Origin of the sequence: Bacillus sp. HY001 (assembly GCF_007558965.1) — a bacterium.
Lineage (GTDB): Bacteria > Bacillota > Bacilli > Bacillales > Bacillaceae_G > Bacillus_A > Bacillus_A mobilis.
Window position 1 is genome coordinate 1 of the sequence record NZ_VLTE01000041.1, and the last position, 17,994, is coordinate 17,994.

Below are 17,994 nucleotides of genomic sequence, written 5' to 3' on the forward strand. Positions count from 1 at the left end.
TTAACATTCTCCGATCCCGATTTTCCTTTTATTATACAAGAAATACCCTATAGAATAGACTTTTTTCAAGTGTCTATTCTATAGGGTACATTTTATATATCCTCTACTCTTTTTCTATTATGAAGAAACAAGAAAATACCGTCTCTCTGGTCTCCCTACACTCCCATATGTAAGCTCCGCACGAACTCTCTTTCCAGATATTAAATACTCTAAATAACGCCTCGCTGTTGACCTGCTTACTCCTACCATTGTACTTAACACTTCTGCTGTAATTCCTTCTTCATTCACTGTTAACATATGTTTTTTTATTTTTACTAAAGTTAAAGGATCGATCCCTTTCGGCGCATATTCTATTTCATGTCCCTTTACGCCTCTTTGAGACCATAAATGTTCTATTTGTTCTGTAGATAATTGATTATTTTTCTTCAGCTGCACAATCTTTTTTTGATAACCTTCCAAACTTGCTTTAAATCGATCAAACATAAGTGGCTTTACGATATAATCTGTTACTCCGCCCCGTAAAGCATGCCTCACTACATCTGTTTCCGATGCAGCTGTAATCATAATAATATCTGTATCATGTAAATTACGCCTAATATATGTAACAAGTTCCGTTCCTTGCATATCAGGTAAATACACGTCTAATAAAACGAGCTGCGGCTTCACAAGATCTAGCCATTCTTTCGCTTGTTCTCCAGTCGTTGCTGTTCCAATTACTTTAAATCCCTCAACTTTTTCAGTAAAACGACGATGAATGTCCGCAATTCGAATATCATCTTCTACAATCAATACTTCAATCTCCTCACCCATTACAATTCGCCTCTCTCTTTTGGTAATGCGATAATAAATAATGCACCACCTAAATCCCCTTTTTCGATTGCAATACTTCCATTTAAATCTTCTACTAATTCTTTCACTTTTGCTAATCCATATCCTCGCTTCCCGCCCTCTTTCGTCGAGAATCCTTTATAAAATATACTAGTAATGACTTCATCATGAATCCCTTGTCCTGAATCTTCTACTTCAATTACTATTTCTTCTCCGATATCAGTTACAAACATTCTTACCTTCTTATCATTCTCTTCATTTCTTTCAATCGCTTCAAATGCATTCGTAATTAAATTTCCTAAAATAGAAACGACATAATTACTCTCAATGTGCGGGCTTAATTTGTCTAAGCTACTTTCTCGATCTAGCATAAAATCAATCTTTAACTCTCTTGCTCTATTATAGAATCCAATTAAAATCCCACCTAACCACGGATTTTGAATTCGCTTCATAATAAATTGAACAAAATCTTGATATACCGCTGTTTCCTTATGAATAAGTTCTAAAGCATCCTCATATGATTCTAACTGAATAAGACCTGAAAGCGTATACAACAAATTGTTATATTCATGTGTTTGCGCTCGTAATGCCTCTGTATATTGCTTCGTCTGAGATAATTCTGCTGTTAATTGATCCATTTCAGATTTCAAACGCAAGCTCGATACAACGCCAGTTACTTTATTCTTTACTTTAATAGGTAGACGGTTCGCAATCACAGCCTGCCCTTTTATATTTAATTGACGATCAAACTGTTCTTCTCCAGTTTGAAATACATCTAGTATTGTTGAATTAGGAATTACATTTAAAATAAATTCTCCAATAATATTTCGTTGTCTATCTAGCGAAAGAATATCATAAGCCGCTTGATTGACTAAACTAATCATGCCATTTTGATCAATAACAATAATCCCTTCACGTACAGATTGAATCACTGTACTATGCTCTTCATATAAAGATGAAATTTCTTCTGGCTCCATCCCAAACATCATTCTTTTTATACTTCCCGCTAAATATATAGAGCCAATTATTCCAATTAAAAGACCGATTATTGTAATCCAAAATACACGCTTTCCATACACTTCTACCGCTCCATGAATATCATCCATTGAAAATCCAACAGACACCACGCCAATAATTTCATTTTCCTGATTACGGATTGGAACTTTGCCACGTAATGAAGGGCCTAATGATCCAGTTGCTCTCGAAACATATGATTTTCCTTCTAATAGAACCCCTTCGTTATCTCCACCAACCATTTCTTCTCCTATTTTATCTCGCTTAGGATGTGCATATCGAATCCCCTCTTTGTTTCCAACTACAATAAAATCAGCATCTGTATCAATTCGAATTTTTTCTGCAATTGGCTGAATAATAGAAGCTGGATCTTCTTTTTGAAAAGCTTCCGTTATTTCAGGTATAGCAGCAACTGTTTTCGCAACATGCAAAGCCCGTTTCCCAATTTGCTCTTCTACCGTTTCAGACAATATGTAATAAAATAAATAACTTGTTAATAGAAGTACGACTAGAATAAGCGTACTAATTGTTATTGTAATTCTCGGTTGTAGTTTTAACTTTTTAAATTTCAAAACCATTCCCCTAACATAATTAAAGATAGAATTTAATGAATTTACAGTCTTTTATAATTACACCTAATCATAACACGGTTACTCTATATTTCTTTATTTTTTATCTTCATAAAGCGAAACTTTAATCACCCCACAAATAGCGGAATAAAAAAAGAAACGAAGTACAATTACTACCTCGTTTCTTAACATTGTTATTACACTTTAAACTTTCCAATCATCTCTTGTAATTCTTCTGCCATTTGCGATAAATGAACTGCTGCTGCATTGATTTCATCTACTGAAGCTAATTGTTCTTCTGAAGAACCAGCAATATTTTGAACACTTGCTGCATTTTCTTCAATCGTAGCTGCAATTTCATTAATAGATGCACTAACTTGCTTTGCATCTACTGTCATTTGTTCCGCTACTTCTACCATACTATCAATTTGTACAACTGTATCATCTGTAGACTTCAATATTTCAGCAAAGCTTTGCTTCGTTTCATTTGCAACTACAAGTCCTGATTGTACTTCTGTTCCAACTTGCTTCATAGAACTTACTGTCTCTTTTATGTCAAATTGTATCTCTTTTACTAGTTTTCCAATTTCCGTAGAAGACTGTCCTGATTGTTCTGCTAACTTTCGCACTTCATCTGCTACAATTGCAAATCCTCTTCCTTGCTCTCCAGCTCTCGCAGCCTCAATTGCAGCATTTAATGCTAGTAAATTTGTCTGCTCTGCAATATGTTGAATTACCTCAAGGATTGCTCCAATTTGTTTCGATTTATCATCTAATAACACAATCACTTTATCAGATTGTGAAACAGACTCATGGATTAATTGCATTTGATTCACAGTTTGTTCAACTAACTTCCCACCATCTTCAGCCTTTTTCTTCGTATACATAGATGCTGTGGATACTAATGAAGAACTATCTGCAACACGCTGAATTCCTTCTGTAACTTCTTCTAATAATGTTGCGCCTTCTTCAACTTCTTTCGTTTGTATTTCCGCTCCACTCGACACTTGCTCTATCGCTTGTGTAATTTGTTCCGTCGCTTCACTCGTCTGCTTCATACTAGCTGTTAATTCTTCTGAAGATGCCGCTACATGACTTGCTGAAGTATTTATATTAGAAATGACCTTCTGTAATGATGCTGCCATCTCGTTAAAGCTTTCTCCTAGCTGTCCAATTTCATCCTTAGAATGAACTGTAATGGATTCTGTTAAATCGCCTTCACTAATCTTTTTCGATGATATAACAAGTTGTTTTAACGGATTAATAATAGAAGCAATGATGAAGTAAATTAAAATCCCACCAATTATTAATGAAATACCAATAACAGTTATCGTTTTATAGAAAATAGGTTCAGCTGCTTCAATAATTTCTTTTGAAGGCATAATTCCTGCTAATTTCCATCCAGTCTGCTTATTGGTTATAAAGGTAATATTGCGCTCCTCACCATCAAGTGTAAATGTAAAATCACCTGTTTCCTGTTTGTATAATTCTTTCTCCAGTTTTTCTTCTATTTTATTACCTGGCTTCAGCGTCGGGTGCGCTATTACATTTTTAGATTGGTCGAAGATTGCTACATATCCTTTTTTACCGATATTGACCATTTTCGAAGTGTTTACGATATCATTAATAATTAAATCAATACCGAGAACACCACTTTTATCCTCATTTTGTTTTGCTATTGTAATAACAATATTCCCTGTTGTCGTTGATTTATAGGGAGTTGTGATAACAACTTCTCCGCTTTTTTTCGTTGCCTCTTTATACCAATCTCTTTCTGCCGGATTATACCCGTCTGGCATTTGAATAGACGGTGATTGAATAAATTGTCCAGTACTAGATCCCGTATAAATCGCTTCTATTTCTGGATGTAATTTATTATATTCTTCTAATTTATTTTGCACATTTTGGAGCTGATCAGTTCCATAACTTACTCCATTAAATAACTTTGTAAAATATACCGCGTCTACCTTTTTACTGTCTATCTCTTTATTAATAACATTATTTAAAATCTTTACGTTATCTTGTGCTGTTTGTAAAATCGTTTCATTAAAATTTGTCTTCGCTTGTTGATAAGACGTCCAACCAATTACAATACTTGGAAGAATTAAAATGATAACAAATGATACAAGTAACTTTGCTTTTAAGCTACTACTCCTTAATTTTCCTTGAAACATGTTTCTACCCCTCCATACCGTTTTAAATGTAATTGCCTTACATTTAATTTCTTTATATAAATCTTACGATTGAAATGTATCAATGTGACTCTCTATATCTTTCTCTATTGAAGAGTTGATACATACCTTTTTCATTCTATATAATTTATATAATTAAAACAATATATAAAAATGTATATTATTCGAAATATTATAATTCACAGAAGAACCTCTAGTATCTCACTTACTAGAGGTTCTTCACTTTGCTATTCTTTATCTTTTGCTACTTCTTTTTTCTCATCTTCTACTACAGACACAACAGGTTTATCGTTTGATAATTGTTGTACTGCTCCTTTTCCAGCAAATCCTTCTAATAACTCTTTTAAGTCAATGCCAGAAGAAGCCTTTAATGTTTCTTGCATCGTTGCCATTAAATCAGTCGCATAACCTGCAACTTTTCCGGCACCGCTATTTTTACCACCGCCGCCTGTATCGACAACTGTAATTTTATCAATGTTGCTAAGTGGGCTTGCAACTTCCTTCGCATAACTTGGAAGCATGTTAAGAACCATATCCATAATTGCCGCTTGGCCATATAACTCAAATGCCTCTGCAATTTTTTGTTTCGCTTCTGCTTCTGCTAAACCTTTTAACCTAATAACATCTGCTTCCGCTGTACCTTGTGCTTTTTGTACTTCTGCTTTTGCTTGACCTTGCGCTTTTTCGATTTCCGCTTTCGCTAAACCTTCTACACGTACTTCTTCTGCACGAGCTCTCGCTTCAGCTTCAATCTTATATTGATCCGCATCTGCCTTTTTAATTTGTTTTACTTTCTCTGCTTCCGCTGATTGCTCAACAGCATAGCGATCTGCATCTGCTTTTTTCTTTACTTCTGCATCGTATTGCTTTTCACGACGCGCAATCTCTTTTTCTTCTAATTCAATTTGTTTCTCACGCTCAATGATTTTAACGCGCATTTGCTCTTCTGTAACACCTTGTTGCGCTTTCGCTTGTTGTAATTCGTAAGAAAGATCGGCATCTGCACGAGCTTGTTCTTGCTCTCTCTTATAAGATTGTACTTTTAACTCTTTATGTTTTTCAGCTTCAGCGATTTGGGCATCACGTTGGTATTCAGCTTCTTTCGCTTCTTTCTCAGCACGAGCTTTTTCAATACGAGCTTCTTTTTCACGCTCTGCATTCGCAATAGTTGCATCACGCTTAACTGTCGCAATTTGCGGCTGACCAAGTGCATCTAAATAACCGTTCTTATCCATGATTTCTTTAATTGTAAAGGAAACGATGCGAAGACCCATTTTCTTTAAATCTGTAGAAGCTACCTCATGCACCTTTTGAGCAAATTGCTCTCTATTACTATACGCATCTTCTACTGTCATAGAAGATAAGATAGCACGTAGATGCCCTTCTAAAACCTCTTTTGCTTCTATTTTCAACTCTTCTGTTTCTTTTCCTAAATATTGTTCAGCAGCTGTAGAAACTTCTTCAATGGTAGATCCTACTTTAATAATAGAAACACCGTTTACTGTAATCGGTACACCTTGTTTCGTATACGTATCACGTGTTCCCACTTCTAACTTGTAGTTTAATAGACTTAAAGGCTCTGCTCTTTGCATAATCGGAACTACGAAAGTACCGCCACCACGAATAATCTTAATCTTCTTTCCATCATCAGTGGTAACTACATTTTTCCCGCCACCAAGCCAGTTTCCAGTAACAATTAATGCTTCATCTGGTCCAACTGTTCGATACTTTGTAATGAATACTAAAATGAGTAGAATTAAAATTGCGAGTAATACTCCACCGATAATTAATGGAATCGTCATGTAAATTCCCCCTTATAATTTTGGTTTCTTTAAAGAATAAGCGATGTTCTGTACAAGCAAAACACCATCTTGGACTCCCTCGATAATAACTTCAGTTCCTTGTGAAATATCTTTCTTTCCAACTGTTTTAGCTAGGATTGCATTGTTTCCAAATTGGGAGGAAATTAATACTTCACCAAATCCTTCTGTAGGAATAGTCGTAATGACCTCTCCCTTACAACCAATGAATTCATCCATACGCTGCACAGTGTTTTGTTCTGCTTCTGCGATTGGCTTTAAAATTAATATTTTCATTATGAAAACACCAATAAAGGATATAGCAAATGCAGCCCCAAAAATAAGAATGCTATTAAAGGAAAATAAATATTCTCCTATATAACTAAGTCCACATAACATGGCGAAAAAACTAAGTAATAAAGTAACAACGGATACAGATCCGCCTCCAAAACTAAATATGGATTCAAATATATCTCCAAAAAAGATATAAATAACAGTGAGTATAGTAGCAATAATAAATCCGTATAAATAAATTGTTTCAAGTGGATAACCAAACAAAGCCATTTCTTATCCCCCTCTCTTAAACAATCCTTTTTTGTTATGTGTATGCCCCACCTCTTTCAAAGATTATAGTTCTTAATTTTCAGTTATTTACCCTTTAAAGAAAAGCCTGTAAGACAGGCCCCTAAAAAAGAACAGGAGAAACCTATTGTGACAGGCTCCTCCTAGTAAATAACCGATATATTATATATCTATATAATATACTATTTTCCACAAAAAGTAAAGTTAAACATACATTGGAAAAGCACTTATTTTACTGATAATTCGTACGTTCCATCGCCATTATCATATTTATATACATACAAATAATACTTACCTGGTTTTGCACCAAATTTTGCTTCTATATGATTTCCATTAGCTTGACCGTAAGCTGCATAATTTTGCATATCTGATTCATGGTGAAGTACCCATGTCATCCCGATTCCATACTCATTTAAAACGGAAATATCGATATCTTTCGCTGATGCTACATTAAATGTATAAACATCAGTGTGATCTCCGCCGATAAGGCTACCTTTTATAGTAGTGTTTAGCCCAATACGATTTGCTTCCTCTGGACGATTATTTGGTTCTGATTCTGTTAAACTTCCATCTTTAATCGTAACAGTTGTTTCGCTTCTGTTCTCTTTACCTTTATCATCTTTTACTCTTAACGCTACCTTATAAGTTCCTTCTCTTTCATATGCATGTACTGGATTAACCTCTGCACTTGTGCTTCCATCACCAAATTCCCATAAATAAGAAACGATTTTTCCATCTTCATCATTTGATCCATCACTTTTAAATCGAATACCTTCTTTTACAAGTCCGTTATAAGGCCCATTTATATTAACTGTTGGAGCTTTATTTTCTCCGTCATCTTTTGCGATACCGTGGAAGACTACATCATATTCAAATTGCTTTGAGCTATTCACACGGTAATTGACGAAGTATGCTGTAATAGTTTTGTAGCCACTCCATTCTTTTTGTGCCAGTTGTTCTAGCGCTTCATTTACTTTCTTACTCATTGCATTCCAGTCTTCTGCCTCACCTTTTGTTGCACTACCCGTATACGTACCTTCTAATGTAAATGTATTAAAGAATTGTGAGCTATGTTTTTTCATTTTCCCATCTTTCATAGGCATCGTATCACTAATTTCTTTCTCTACTGCTGTTAGTAATTTCGGTGCATGTTCAGCTAAATAATCATTTGCTACTTCCGGCACATTATATTTATCTTGATTATCAATTAGCTGTTGCATATAATCTTGATACTCTTTATTTAGTTTAGAATCTTTACTTAGCTTTTCACGATATACATCATAATTTTCCACGTCATTTGCACGAATTAAATCTTGAATTTTATCAAACGTTTCAAATTGATGTGTATATAAATAAGACTGCAATGCGAATGAGTAATTATAGAAATCCCAAGAACCATATTTAGCAAATAATGTTCGCTCTGCTGTATAACGGCTTGCAGGATCAGATGATAATCCACTAATAATGCTCTTTCTCGGTACTACATTATTTGTACGAGTAGATCCTGCGAAAAATTCTGCATTTCCTTCTTGGAACCAAGTTAATCTTTCATTTTGATACATATCCCCTCTTCCGAATAAACCTGGCACTTCATATCTCCCTTGAAGATAATGAGTAAACTCATGACGGAATAACTCTTCTAAACTATAAATACTTTGCTCTGGCGTACGCTCATATGTAAAGAATGTTCCTGTTTCTTCAATATAAATTCCACCGTTGTTTGTTTCATATCCATACAGTTGTCTATTTAACTGATACTCCTCTGGACTGTTATAAATTACTATCGTTAATACATCATCTGCATTGCCTGGCTCTAACGCTTTGTCATTTCCAATTACACGATGATACTGTGCTTTTACTTCCTTTGCAGCCCAGTATAGTCTCTTAATTTTTTCTTCTGATACTTTATCCCCTGTTTTAAATACGATAGATCCATCGTCAAATGTATACGTTTTTGGTAAGTACTGTTCTTTCCCTTCTTTACGTATCGTCTCTAAATCTACCGTATTCCCGCTATAATCTTTTCCATTATAATTTGTTGTAATTTGTTCTACTGCAACAAAATACGGCTCACTTAAACGCGGGTACATATGCATTGCTTGTGTAACAACCTCTAAACCTTTATTTGGATTACTATGAAACTTCCCTAAACGACTAGCGAAATAAATTCCATTATTAACGAGCCACTTGTTTTCTGGTGTTACTTCATTTAGAAGAGCGATACGATTTATTTCATTAATAAACCCATCTACTTTCCCATACCACATTGTATCTTTTGCCTCTTTACGGGTTTCAAATAAATAAGATTGCATATCATAATCAATACCTTGCATCATATCGTATACAGCTTGTCCTTTCATACGATCGTCTACATACGTACGAAGATTATCATTGTATTGTTTTAAAATATTAGCTGCGTATTGAACCGTTTCTACATCACTTGAAGCATTGCTGATTAATTTACCGTATGCAGATACGACTGAATCTTGTTCATATGTACCTAGCTTAAAGTTTGGATTTGTTGCGATTGCTTTTAAAGCAGGTAAACATTTATCCTGGAAGCTTCTCTCATTTAAATCGCTTAATTCATTATTGTAAAATGCAAGATAAAAAGCTGAACGTAACACTTCTGTAAACGTTTGAATTCCTTTTGAATCATCTTTCGTAAACGTACTACCTCGGTGAGTTAATTCATCTATAACCGCTTGCATTTTTCCTTTGTCTTTATAAAAAGCCTTTGCATCTTCATTGAACTGGAATAAGTCTGTAATTTGATTCCATTTAATACTTCCTAGTGTTTCAACCAATTCTTGATTATTCATTTTATTTAAATCAGCCATTGAATAGCTTTCTTTCATTTGCTTTACTTCTGAGCTCTTCATAATAGATGCTGGTCGCTGCGAGAAGTCTCCTACTTGTAACCGTTCTTGAAACGATAATGTCTCCTCAGCTTTAGAAACGTGCCCAATCTCATCTACTGGCTTTTCAATTCCAACCGGTCTCGAATGCAATACATTATATGGCACCTTTTCTTCTGCTGATACGTGAGTTTGAATTGCCCCCAGTGATAGAGCCATTGTACTAATGCTAAGCATTACTTTATTAATTGTTGATTTCTTGTTCATATCCTTGCCCCCTATTCAAATATTCCATTCACGAATTTAACATAAAATCTATATACAACAATATAAAATGCAATATTTCATATTATTTCTTCTTACATTTTGTACAAATCGTGAACAACCTTCCCTTTATCTAACCTCCAATAGTTATGAATCTATAGCAATTAAACAGTCCCTTCACACGTGTCAAAAAGAGAATCTTTTGACAATTCAACCTTTAATTGTTATGATTAATATAATTGTTAACTTTATTAAACAAGGGTGGGATTCTATGATAAAAAAAGAGAACAGTGTATTTTATATCTCCATCTTGCTAACAACATTATTCATCATATGGGGAATTACCCCGGCAAGTTGGATACAAGGCTATGATTTACAAAGTGTTACATCTTCCTTAAATTCATTTATCCTCAATAAATTTGGATGGTTTTACTCTCTACTTATGACCGCAATGATTATTTTAGCCACTTATTTAGCATTTTCTAAGTACGGTTCTATTCGTCTTGGTAAAGATGGAGAAAAACCAAAGTATAGTTATCCATCTTGGCTATCCATGTTGTTTGGAGCAGGAATGGGAATTGGACTCCTCTTTTATGGAATCGCTGAACCAATTTCACATTTTACAGATCCATTAACAGGAAACGCAGGTACAGAGGAAAGCGCCAAGCTCGCTATGCAATATTCATTTTTCCACTGGGGTCTCTTTCCATGGTCACTATACGCAATGGTTGCTTTAACAATTGCATATTTCACATTCCGCAAACAAAAAGGTAGCACAATTGGGGCTACAGTTACTCCATTATTTAATCGATCGAAAAATTCTCCTATCGGAAAAACAGTCGATATTTTAGCTGTTTTAGCCACAGTATTCGGTATTGTGCCATCTGTTGGGATTGGTGCTCAACAAATCGCCGGAGGATTAAGCTATTTATTCCCTTCTATTCATAACACTTTACTTACACAGCTCGTACTTATCGCCATCTTCGCTGTTTTATATTTAACAAGCGCACAAACGGGCTTAGATCGTGGGATTAAATATTTGAGTAACTTAAATTTCTCTCTTGCAGGTATATTACTCATCTCCTTTTTACTTTTAGGACCAACTGTATTTATTATGAAATATTTCACATCTACACTCGGTTCTTATATCGGAGCTTTACCTAGTATGGGATTAAATTTAGGAGCATTTAATGAAAAATCTTCTTCTTGGATTGAAAACTGGACTATTTTCTATTGGGGATGGTGGATCTCTTGGTCTCCATTCGTCGGTACATTCATCGCTCGTATTTCTAAAGGGCGCACAATAAAAGAATTTATTATTGGAGTTGTATTAGTCCCAACTCTTATATGTACATTTTGGTTTGCAGTATTTGGCGGTACGGCTATCCATATGGAAATGTTCCAATCGCTTGGAATAGCTGATGAAATTGCAAAAAACGGTACAGAGATTGGATTATTTGCTGTTATTTCACACCTACCATTCTCTACATTTTTAACGGTTATCGGGTTAATTTTAGTAGCCACATTTTTCGTTACTTCTGCCGACTCGGCAACGTTTGTTGTTTCAATGCAAACGAGTAACGGAAGCTTATCACCGAAAAATAGTTTAAAACTTATATGGGGATTAACAATCGCGATCATTGCAGCTCTTTTATTACAAGCTGGAGGATTAAATGCACTACAAATTGCAGCTATAATCGCAGCACTACCATTTTCTATCGTAGTCGTTCTTATGGTTGCTTCGCTCTTTAAAGAGCTGCGAAAAGAAGATGTTAATTCGCAAACGAAAGAAGTTCCGAAAAAAATAAAAAAAGTTATGTAACGATTAGTACCTGAATCCGTTATTACTGAGGGCGGCAAAGTAAATTAAATAAAACCCATTCGTATGAATTATAATCTTCATACGAATGGGTTTTTACTCTATTATATAGTGTTGTAAACATGCTTTCTCCTCAAAACCTACTTTCTTGTACAACTTCATCGCACGATCATTATTCGTATTCAAACATAACTCTATCTCTCTCATCCCGTGGAACGAGAAAATATAACGAATAGCAGCTTGTAATAACCGCTCTCCGACACCTTTTCTTCTACTATTTTCAGCACTTACAATAAATTCGATATTCGCTTCTTGAAACTCCGGATTTACTTCAACATATACGTAACCTTCTAACTTATCATTCTTCATACTTACAAATAATTTATTCGTATCACTTAAACGTTCGATAATTTCATTTCCTTCATAATATGTATTAGGAAAAGCATTATTGTGTAAAGAGATAAACTGCTCAAATACTTTTGGTAAAGCTTCTTCTACATTACATATACTACGTTCTTCCACAATACTATGGCTTAAACTGAAAATACTATGTCGATCTTGTTCTTTTGCATATAACTCCTTCATTAAGCGGGCACAATTATTATTTTCCACATGATAAAAACCATAAAACTTTTCAATATGAAAAGGCACCTTTTCGATAAGTTCCTTCCACATATGTAAAGCAACTTCTTCCCAATTCGCTGAAAGAATAAACGGTCCCCAAATCTCTGAACATTTTTTTACTTCATCCACATCAAATCCTAATACACCTATTAAATTATTATTCTCATAAGTAGCAACAAAAGATTGTTCCCATCCTATATCCGAAAAATCATGAATAATTGTCTGTAACAACTCCTCTTTCTCATCTCCACAATAACCAACATGATGAGTAGCATCTTTATTCATATTCGCAATAAATGCTGCCACCTCTTCAATTTTCAAAATAGAACTAACATGCATAACCTCTCCTCCTTCTCTAATACATTTACACTTTTTCCATTTATATCCTTCAAAAAAAGACATTATCATAAGCATATTTCAAAATGAAATCGCCATAATAATGTCTTCTCAAAAAATCATATAATTATTTTACGTTATAGCAAGATAATACGTTTTTATTTCTTAAATAATTTCTTTCTAAATACAAACATACTTAATGCTGAAAGAACTAATGCTAAGCCACCAAATAAAGATACATTATTTTCTTGCCCACCTGTTGCTCCTAGTGATTTCTTACTTTCTTCTTGTTTATTAACAGCTGGTTTACTTTCTTTCATTTTTTGATTCTCTACTACTTTTTCTTTCACAACTTGATTATTCACGTTTTGTTCTTGAACTACTGCTGATTGATTTACTGCGTCTTTCGATCCTTTAACTTCTTTTGCCGGTTCTTTTACCTCGACTTTCGATCCTTCAACTTCTTTTGCCGGTTCTTTTACCTCGACTTTCGATCCTTCAACTCCTGTTGTTGGTTCTTTCACTTCTTCTTTTGGTTCTTCAACCTCCGCTGCTGGTTCTTTTACTTCTTCTTTCGATTCTTCAACTTCTTTTGTTTGTTCTTTTGGCTCTTCTTTCGGTTTTTCAACTTCTTTTGTTGGTTCTTTTGGCTCTTCTTTTGGTTTTTCAACTTCTTTCGTTGGTTCTTTTGGCTCTTCTTTCGGTTTTTCAACTTCTTTCGTTGGTTCTTTTGGCTCTTCTTTTGGTTTTTCAACTTCTTTTACTGGTTCTTTTACTTCTTCTTTCGGTTCTTCAACTTCTTTTGCTGGTTCTTTTACTTCTTCTTTTGATTTTTCAACTTCTTTTGTTGGTTCTTTTGGCTCTTCTTTCGGTTTTTCAACTTCTTTTGTTGGTTCTTTTGGCTCTTCTTTTGGTTTTTCAACTTCTTTTACTGGTTCTTTTACTTCTTCTTTCGGTTCTTCAACTTCTTTTGTTGGTTCTTTTACTTCTTCTTTCGGTTCTTCAACTTCTTTTGTTGGTTCTTTTACTTCTTCTTTCGGTTCTTCAACTTCTTTTGCTGGTTCTTTTACTTCTTCTTTTGTTGGTTCTTTTGGCTCTTCTTTCGGTCCTTCAACTTCTGGTGTTGGTTCTTTCGGTTCTTCTTTCGCTACTATATTTTGCATAACCGTACCACTGAATAATAGAGATAGACCGTGATAATTTCCGTTTAAGGAGAATGCATAAACTTTTTCTCCTGGGGTTTTCCATACGACTGTTCCTCTATCGGTAACGATACCGTCTTCACTCTTCAGTTCAATATCTTCGAAGATTTCTCCCTCTAAATCGTAGATAGGAATTTGGATTTCTTGATTCATTTGTCCATCTTCTAAAACAATTTTTTGGTTTTTAATATCAACTGTTATCCATTGAGCCAATTGAATGACCGGTCGTACATCACGAATCTCATTTCCAGCTAATTTCAAGCTAAGTAAATCAAGCATAGAAGATAAAGTAGAGATATCTTTAATTTTATTATCAGATAAATTTAACCACTGTAAGTTTTTCAAGCTAGCTAATGGAGAGATATCTCGTACTTTATTGCCCATCATTTCAAGCTTATTCAATTTGCTAACTTTGCTAATCTCATCTAAATTATTGATTTCATTATTATTTACTAACAATGCATCTAGATTTTCCAATTGATGAATTCCATCCAAAGCAGCATTATCCAGTTTATTATTTGATAGGTCTAGAGTTTTTAATTTCTGCATCTTAAATAGTTCGGGAACATTTTTTATACTGTTATTGCTAATATTTAATTTTTCAAGATTCTCTAATGAATGAAGTGGTTTAATATCTTCAATTTGATTATAGGATAAATCTACTGACTTCAAATTTCTCAAACCTGAGATAAATTCCACATTTTTCATATTAACATTTTGTAATGTCAATTCTTCCATATTTGTCATTAATTCTAATCCAGAAAAATCTGTTATGCCCTCTTTTTTCCCATCCGTAATTTTCAAAGCCTTAACTGTTAATAAATCTTCTTTCGTTATAGGTGTATTTACATTTTTACGTTCAAAATTATGTTTATTCATGTATTGTCTTAGTTTCATATCTTGAATTACGTTCGAACTCTCTTCTCGTTTTTCAACGATATTTTGTATTACCCTTCCTTGGAACCTTATCTTACTTTCGCCAGTATCCATCTTAAATTCATACGTTTTTTCTCCAAGGCTATTCCACTTTATTGCTCCGTTCGTAATACTTCCGCCTTCACTCTTCCACTCAATATTTTGAAGTGCTGTCCCATTTAAATCATATACAGGAATTTTCACTTCTTCATTCATGTAGGCTTCATCTAAAAAGACTTTTTGTCTTTGAGCATCAATCTTAATTCGTTTTCCTAATTCATGAATAGGTCTTATATCACGAATCTCATTTGTCGCAAGTTTTAAATCATATAAATTGTTCAAATTACTAAGTGGTGATACATCCGAAACATAGTTTTCTTCTAAGTTAAGTGATTGTAAGCCAGTTAGTTTAGATAGTGATGCAATATCTTTAATATCATTTTTTTGAAGATCAAGTTCCACAATGCCACTCATCTTACTAATTGGTTCAATATTTACAAGCCCATTACTTCCTACCCCTAATGTCCCTAACTTATTCATTTGCTCAATGCCTGTAAGATCAGTAATCTTATTATTACTTACATATAGCTTTCTTAAAGAAGAAACATTATATAAAGGCTTTATATCACTAATTTTATTACCTGATAAGTTAATTGTTCTAACCTTTTTAAGTTGACTCAGTGGAGTAATGTCAGCAATTCTATTATTTTGTAGCTCTAATATATCCAGTCTTTCTAAGTTTACAAGCGGCTCGACATTTTCTATTTTATTAAAAGATAGATCAACTACTTTTAAACGTTTTAGCTGTGAAATAGGAGCTATATTTCGTACATCAGACCCTTGTATTATTAGTCTTTCTAGATTTTCCATATACTCTAATCCTTTTAGACTCTCAATTCCTTGACCTGCATATATATTTAACTCTTTAATTTCTTTTAAATCTTCTTCAAATATAGGTTCATTTACATCTTTTCTATTTAATACATTTTTATTAATTACTTGTTGTAATCGTTTATCACGTATGATATTTTGTGTATCTTCAATTTGCTCTTCTTCATCCTCTTCTATATCGTTTTCTACAAATGTACGCATATTTACTTCAAACTGAATTTTGAATTCCTTATCGTACCCTAAAGTGGGAATTAAAATATGCATTTGCATATTATATCTTTTTCCTAACTCACCTACTTCGAATTGTATAACTTTCGTTCCATGTTTTCTTTTATCTTCTGAAAGCACCTTTACATCATGGAAGACACCTGGCTCTTTACTATCTTCGACTTTCAGATAGTCAAAGAAATCACTATCTTTTAATGTTGCTGTAATTATTCTTTTCCCATTTTCAATCGTCAGCTTTGGATCTTTTATATATACAGTTGCATATGACTCTTCATTTGAGTTATCTTTATAAGCCTTAATTACTGCATCAAAAACATGCTTTTTTGGACTTTGTGCAGCCATATTCTCTGTAGCAGCAGTAGCCGCTAAGACCGGTGTTGCATAAACCGCAAACGGCAACGATAATGTCGCAGCCACTAACATTGCATTTATATGTTTTCTTTTATTTTTTTTCAACTTTACATCTCCTCCAAAATATATAAATCTAAATGTAATCATATCTCGAATAAATGATAATGATTTTCATTTTCATTGTCAACTAGAAAAATAAAAAGTTTACAAAAAAATAACCCCTTTTTAAAGGGGTTATGCCATTTTCTCTCCTGATTCTTCTCTAAAGAAGCTTTTCATTGCGTGGAATACATCTGCTTTTTGCTTTAAAATATAATATCTGAAATTCTCATCTTTAATATTTTTATAGGCTGACATGAGGGTACTGTGGCGATTGTATTGATTCACTTCTCCATAGCCAAACATATTACACTTCTTCATCAACTCTTCAACAAGCTTTACGCATCTAGCGTTATCTGATGTTAAATTATCACCGTCTGAAAAATGGAATGGATAAATATTATAGCGGTCTGGTGAATATTTATTATCGATTAACTCGAGTGCTTTTTTGTATACAGAAGAACAGATTGTTCCGCCACTTTCTCCTTTTGAGAAAAACTCCTCCTCTGTAACGACTTTTGCCTCCGTATGATGGGCAATAAACTCAATATCTACTGTTTCATACTTCGTTCTTAGAAATCTTGTCATCCAGAAAAAGAAGCTACGTGCCATATACTTCTCCCATATTCCCATCGATCCACTTGTATCCATCATCGCTAATACAACTGCTTTTGAATCTGGTTTTAATACTTCATTCCAAGTACGGAATTTTAAATCTTCTTGGTGAATTGGATGAAAGGATGCTTTACCACGCATTGCATTTCGTTTATATGCAGATATCATCGTTCGTTTCTTATCAATATTTCCCCATAATCCAGTTTTTCTAATATCATTAAATTCAACATGCTCAATCCGGTTTTCATCCATTTCTTTTCTCTTTAAATTAGGCAGCTCTAATTCTTTGAAAAACGCTTGCTCTAATTCTAAAATAGAGACTTCAGCTTCATAATAATCCTCTCCAGCCGCGTCCCCTGCTCCTTGCCCTTTTCCTGGTCCTTTTTGCTTTTGACCACCTGATCCATCTCTCGCAACGACATCACCAACTTTGCTGTCACCATTTCCTTGCCCAACGTGTTTGTTTTTATCATAATTGTATCTAATCTTATATTCATCTAGAGAACGAATTGGTATTTTTACAACATCCTTGCCATTAGACATAACTATACTTTCCTCTGTTACAAGATCGGGTAAATTATTCTTAATTGCCTCTTGTACTTTTTCTTGATGGCGTTGTTGGTCGTCATATCCTTTGCGATGGAGGGACCAGTTTTCCTGTGAAATCGTATAATTTGGTTGGTTTTCTTCACCCATTTCTTTCCCTCCTTACTGTAATTGTCTTTCTATATGAACAGCAAGCTAGAAATTTTATTTTATACTGTGCAAGCAAGAATGAAAGGTAACTGCCCATCGAAATTCATCCCAT

Annotated in this window: 10 protein-coding genes and 1 pseudogene; 1 reads left to right on the forward strand and 10 read right to left on the reverse strand. The window is 34.1% G+C overall.

Annotated elements, in window-relative coordinates; translation table 11 throughout:
- Positions 1-117: 117 nt before the first annotated feature.
- From FOT98_RS19730 to colA, 7 genes and pseudogenes are all read right to left on the reverse strand, one after another.
- Positions 118-810, reverse strand: coding sequence for a response regulator (locus FOT98_RS19730; protein ID WP_063263511.1), 693 nt, complete (start codon positions 808-810; stop codon positions 118-120).
- Positions 810-2,420 carry an ATP-binding protein gene (locus FOT98_RS19735; RefSeq protein WP_080467863.1) on the reverse strand — a complete coding sequence of 537 codons (1,611 nt, stop codon included), beginning with the start codon at positions 2,418-2,420 and terminating at the stop codon, positions 810-812. The genes FOT98_RS19730 and FOT98_RS19735 overlap by 1 nt, the downstream gene beginning before the upstream one ends.
- Positions 2,421-2,608: 188 nt before the next feature.
- Positions 2,609-3,556: a methyl-accepting chemotaxis protein gene (locus FOT98_RS33480; RefSeq protein WP_371915237.1), complete on the reverse strand. Its 948-nt coding sequence runs from the start codon at positions 3,554-3,556 to the stop codon at positions 2,609-2,611.
- A pseudogene (locus FOT98_RS33485) lies at positions 3,551-4,585 on the reverse strand (HAMP domain-containing protein); the annotation flags it as partial. The gene FOT98_RS33480 and the pseudogene FOT98_RS33485, both read right to left, overlap by 6 nt.
- Positions 4,586-4,830: 245 nt before the next feature.
- On the reverse strand, positions 4,831-6,405 hold the full coding sequence (locus FOT98_RS19745; RefSeq protein ID WP_000155003.1) for a flotillin lipid rafts scaffold protein FloT: 1,575 nt from the start codon (positions 6,403-6,405) through the stop codon (positions 4,831-4,833).
- Between the two features lie 12 nt (positions 6,406-6,417).
- Positions 6,418-6,966, reverse strand: a complete 549-nt coding sequence (locus FOT98_RS19750) for an NfeD family protein (protein WP_001173143.1) — start codon at positions 6,964-6,966, stop codon at positions 6,418-6,420.
- A 245-nt stretch (positions 6,967-7,211) separates the two neighbouring features.
- Positions 7,212-10,109, reverse strand: a complete 2,898-nt coding sequence (colA, locus tag FOT98_RS19755; protein WP_063263514.1) for a collagenase ColA — start codon at positions 10,107-10,109, stop codon at positions 7,212-7,214.
- Positions 10,110-10,377: 268 nt separating this feature from the next.
- Here colA and opuD point away from each other — a divergent pair, with 268 nt between their 5' ends.
- A complete protein-coding gene (gene opuD, locus FOT98_RS19760; RefSeq protein ID WP_063263521.1) occupies positions 10,378-11,928 on the forward strand; it encodes a glycine betaine transporter OpuD in 1,551 nt (516 codons plus the stop codon).
- A 93-nt stretch (positions 11,929-12,021) separates the two neighbouring features.
- Here opuD and FOT98_RS19765 read toward each other — a convergent pair whose 3' ends face one another.
- The 3 genes from FOT98_RS19765 to yhbH all read right to left on the reverse strand — a co-directional run bounded on the left by FOT98_RS19765 (position 12,022) and on the right by yhbH (position 17,882).
- Positions 12,022-12,888, reverse strand: a complete 867-nt coding sequence (locus FOT98_RS19765) for a GNAT family N-acetyltransferase (RefSeq protein WP_063263515.1) — start codon at positions 12,886-12,888, stop codon at positions 12,022-12,024.
- A gap of 155 nt (positions 12,889-13,043) precedes the next feature.
- Positions 13,044-16,577 (reverse strand): leucine-rich repeat domain-containing protein, encoded by a 3,534-nt coding sequence (locus FOT98_RS19770; protein WP_144291124.1) that lies wholly within the window; start codon positions 16,575-16,577, stop codon positions 13,044-13,046.
- A gap of 129 nt (positions 16,578-16,706) precedes the next feature.
- Positions 16,707-17,882 carry a sporulation protein YhbH gene (gene yhbH / locus FOT98_RS19775; RefSeq protein ID WP_063263516.1) on the reverse strand — a complete coding sequence of 392 codons (1,176 nt, stop codon included), beginning with the start codon at positions 17,880-17,882 and terminating at the stop codon, positions 16,707-16,709.
- Positions 17,883-17,994: the final 112 nt, after the last annotated feature.

Coding starts and splice junctions, on each gene's coding strand:
- FOT98_RS19730 (WP_063263511.1), bottom strand. CDS start 810: ATGGGTGAGGAGATTGAAGTATTGATTGTAGAAGATGATATTCGAATT.
- FOT98_RS19735 (WP_080467863.1), bottom strand. CDS start 2,420: ATGGTTTTGAAATTTAAAAAGTTAAAACTACAACCGAGAATTACAATA.
- FOT98_RS33480 (WP_371915237.1), bottom strand. CDS start 3,556: ATGGCAGCATCATTACAGAAGGTCATTTCTAATATAAATACTTCAGCA.
- FOT98_RS19745 (WP_000155003.1), bottom strand. CDS start 6,405: ATGACGATTCCATTAATTATCGGTGGAGTATTACTCGCAATTTTAATT.
- FOT98_RS19750 (WP_001173143.1), bottom strand. CDS start 6,966: ATGGCTTTGTTTGGTTATCCACTTGAAACAATTTATTTATACGGATTT.
- colA (WP_063263514.1), bottom strand. CDS start 10,109: ATGAACAAGAAATCAACAATTAATAAAGTAATGCTTAGCATTAGTACA.
- opuD (WP_063263521.1), top strand. CDS start 10,378: ATGATAAAAAAAGAGAACAGTGTATTTTATATCTCCATCTTGCTAACA.
- FOT98_RS19765 (WP_063263515.1), bottom strand. CDS start 12,888: ATGCATGTTAGTTCTATTTTGAAAATTGAAGAGGTGGCAGCATTTATT.
- yhbH (WP_063263516.1), bottom strand. CDS start 17,882: ATGGGTGAAGAAAACCAACCAAATTATACGATTTCACAGGAAAACTGG.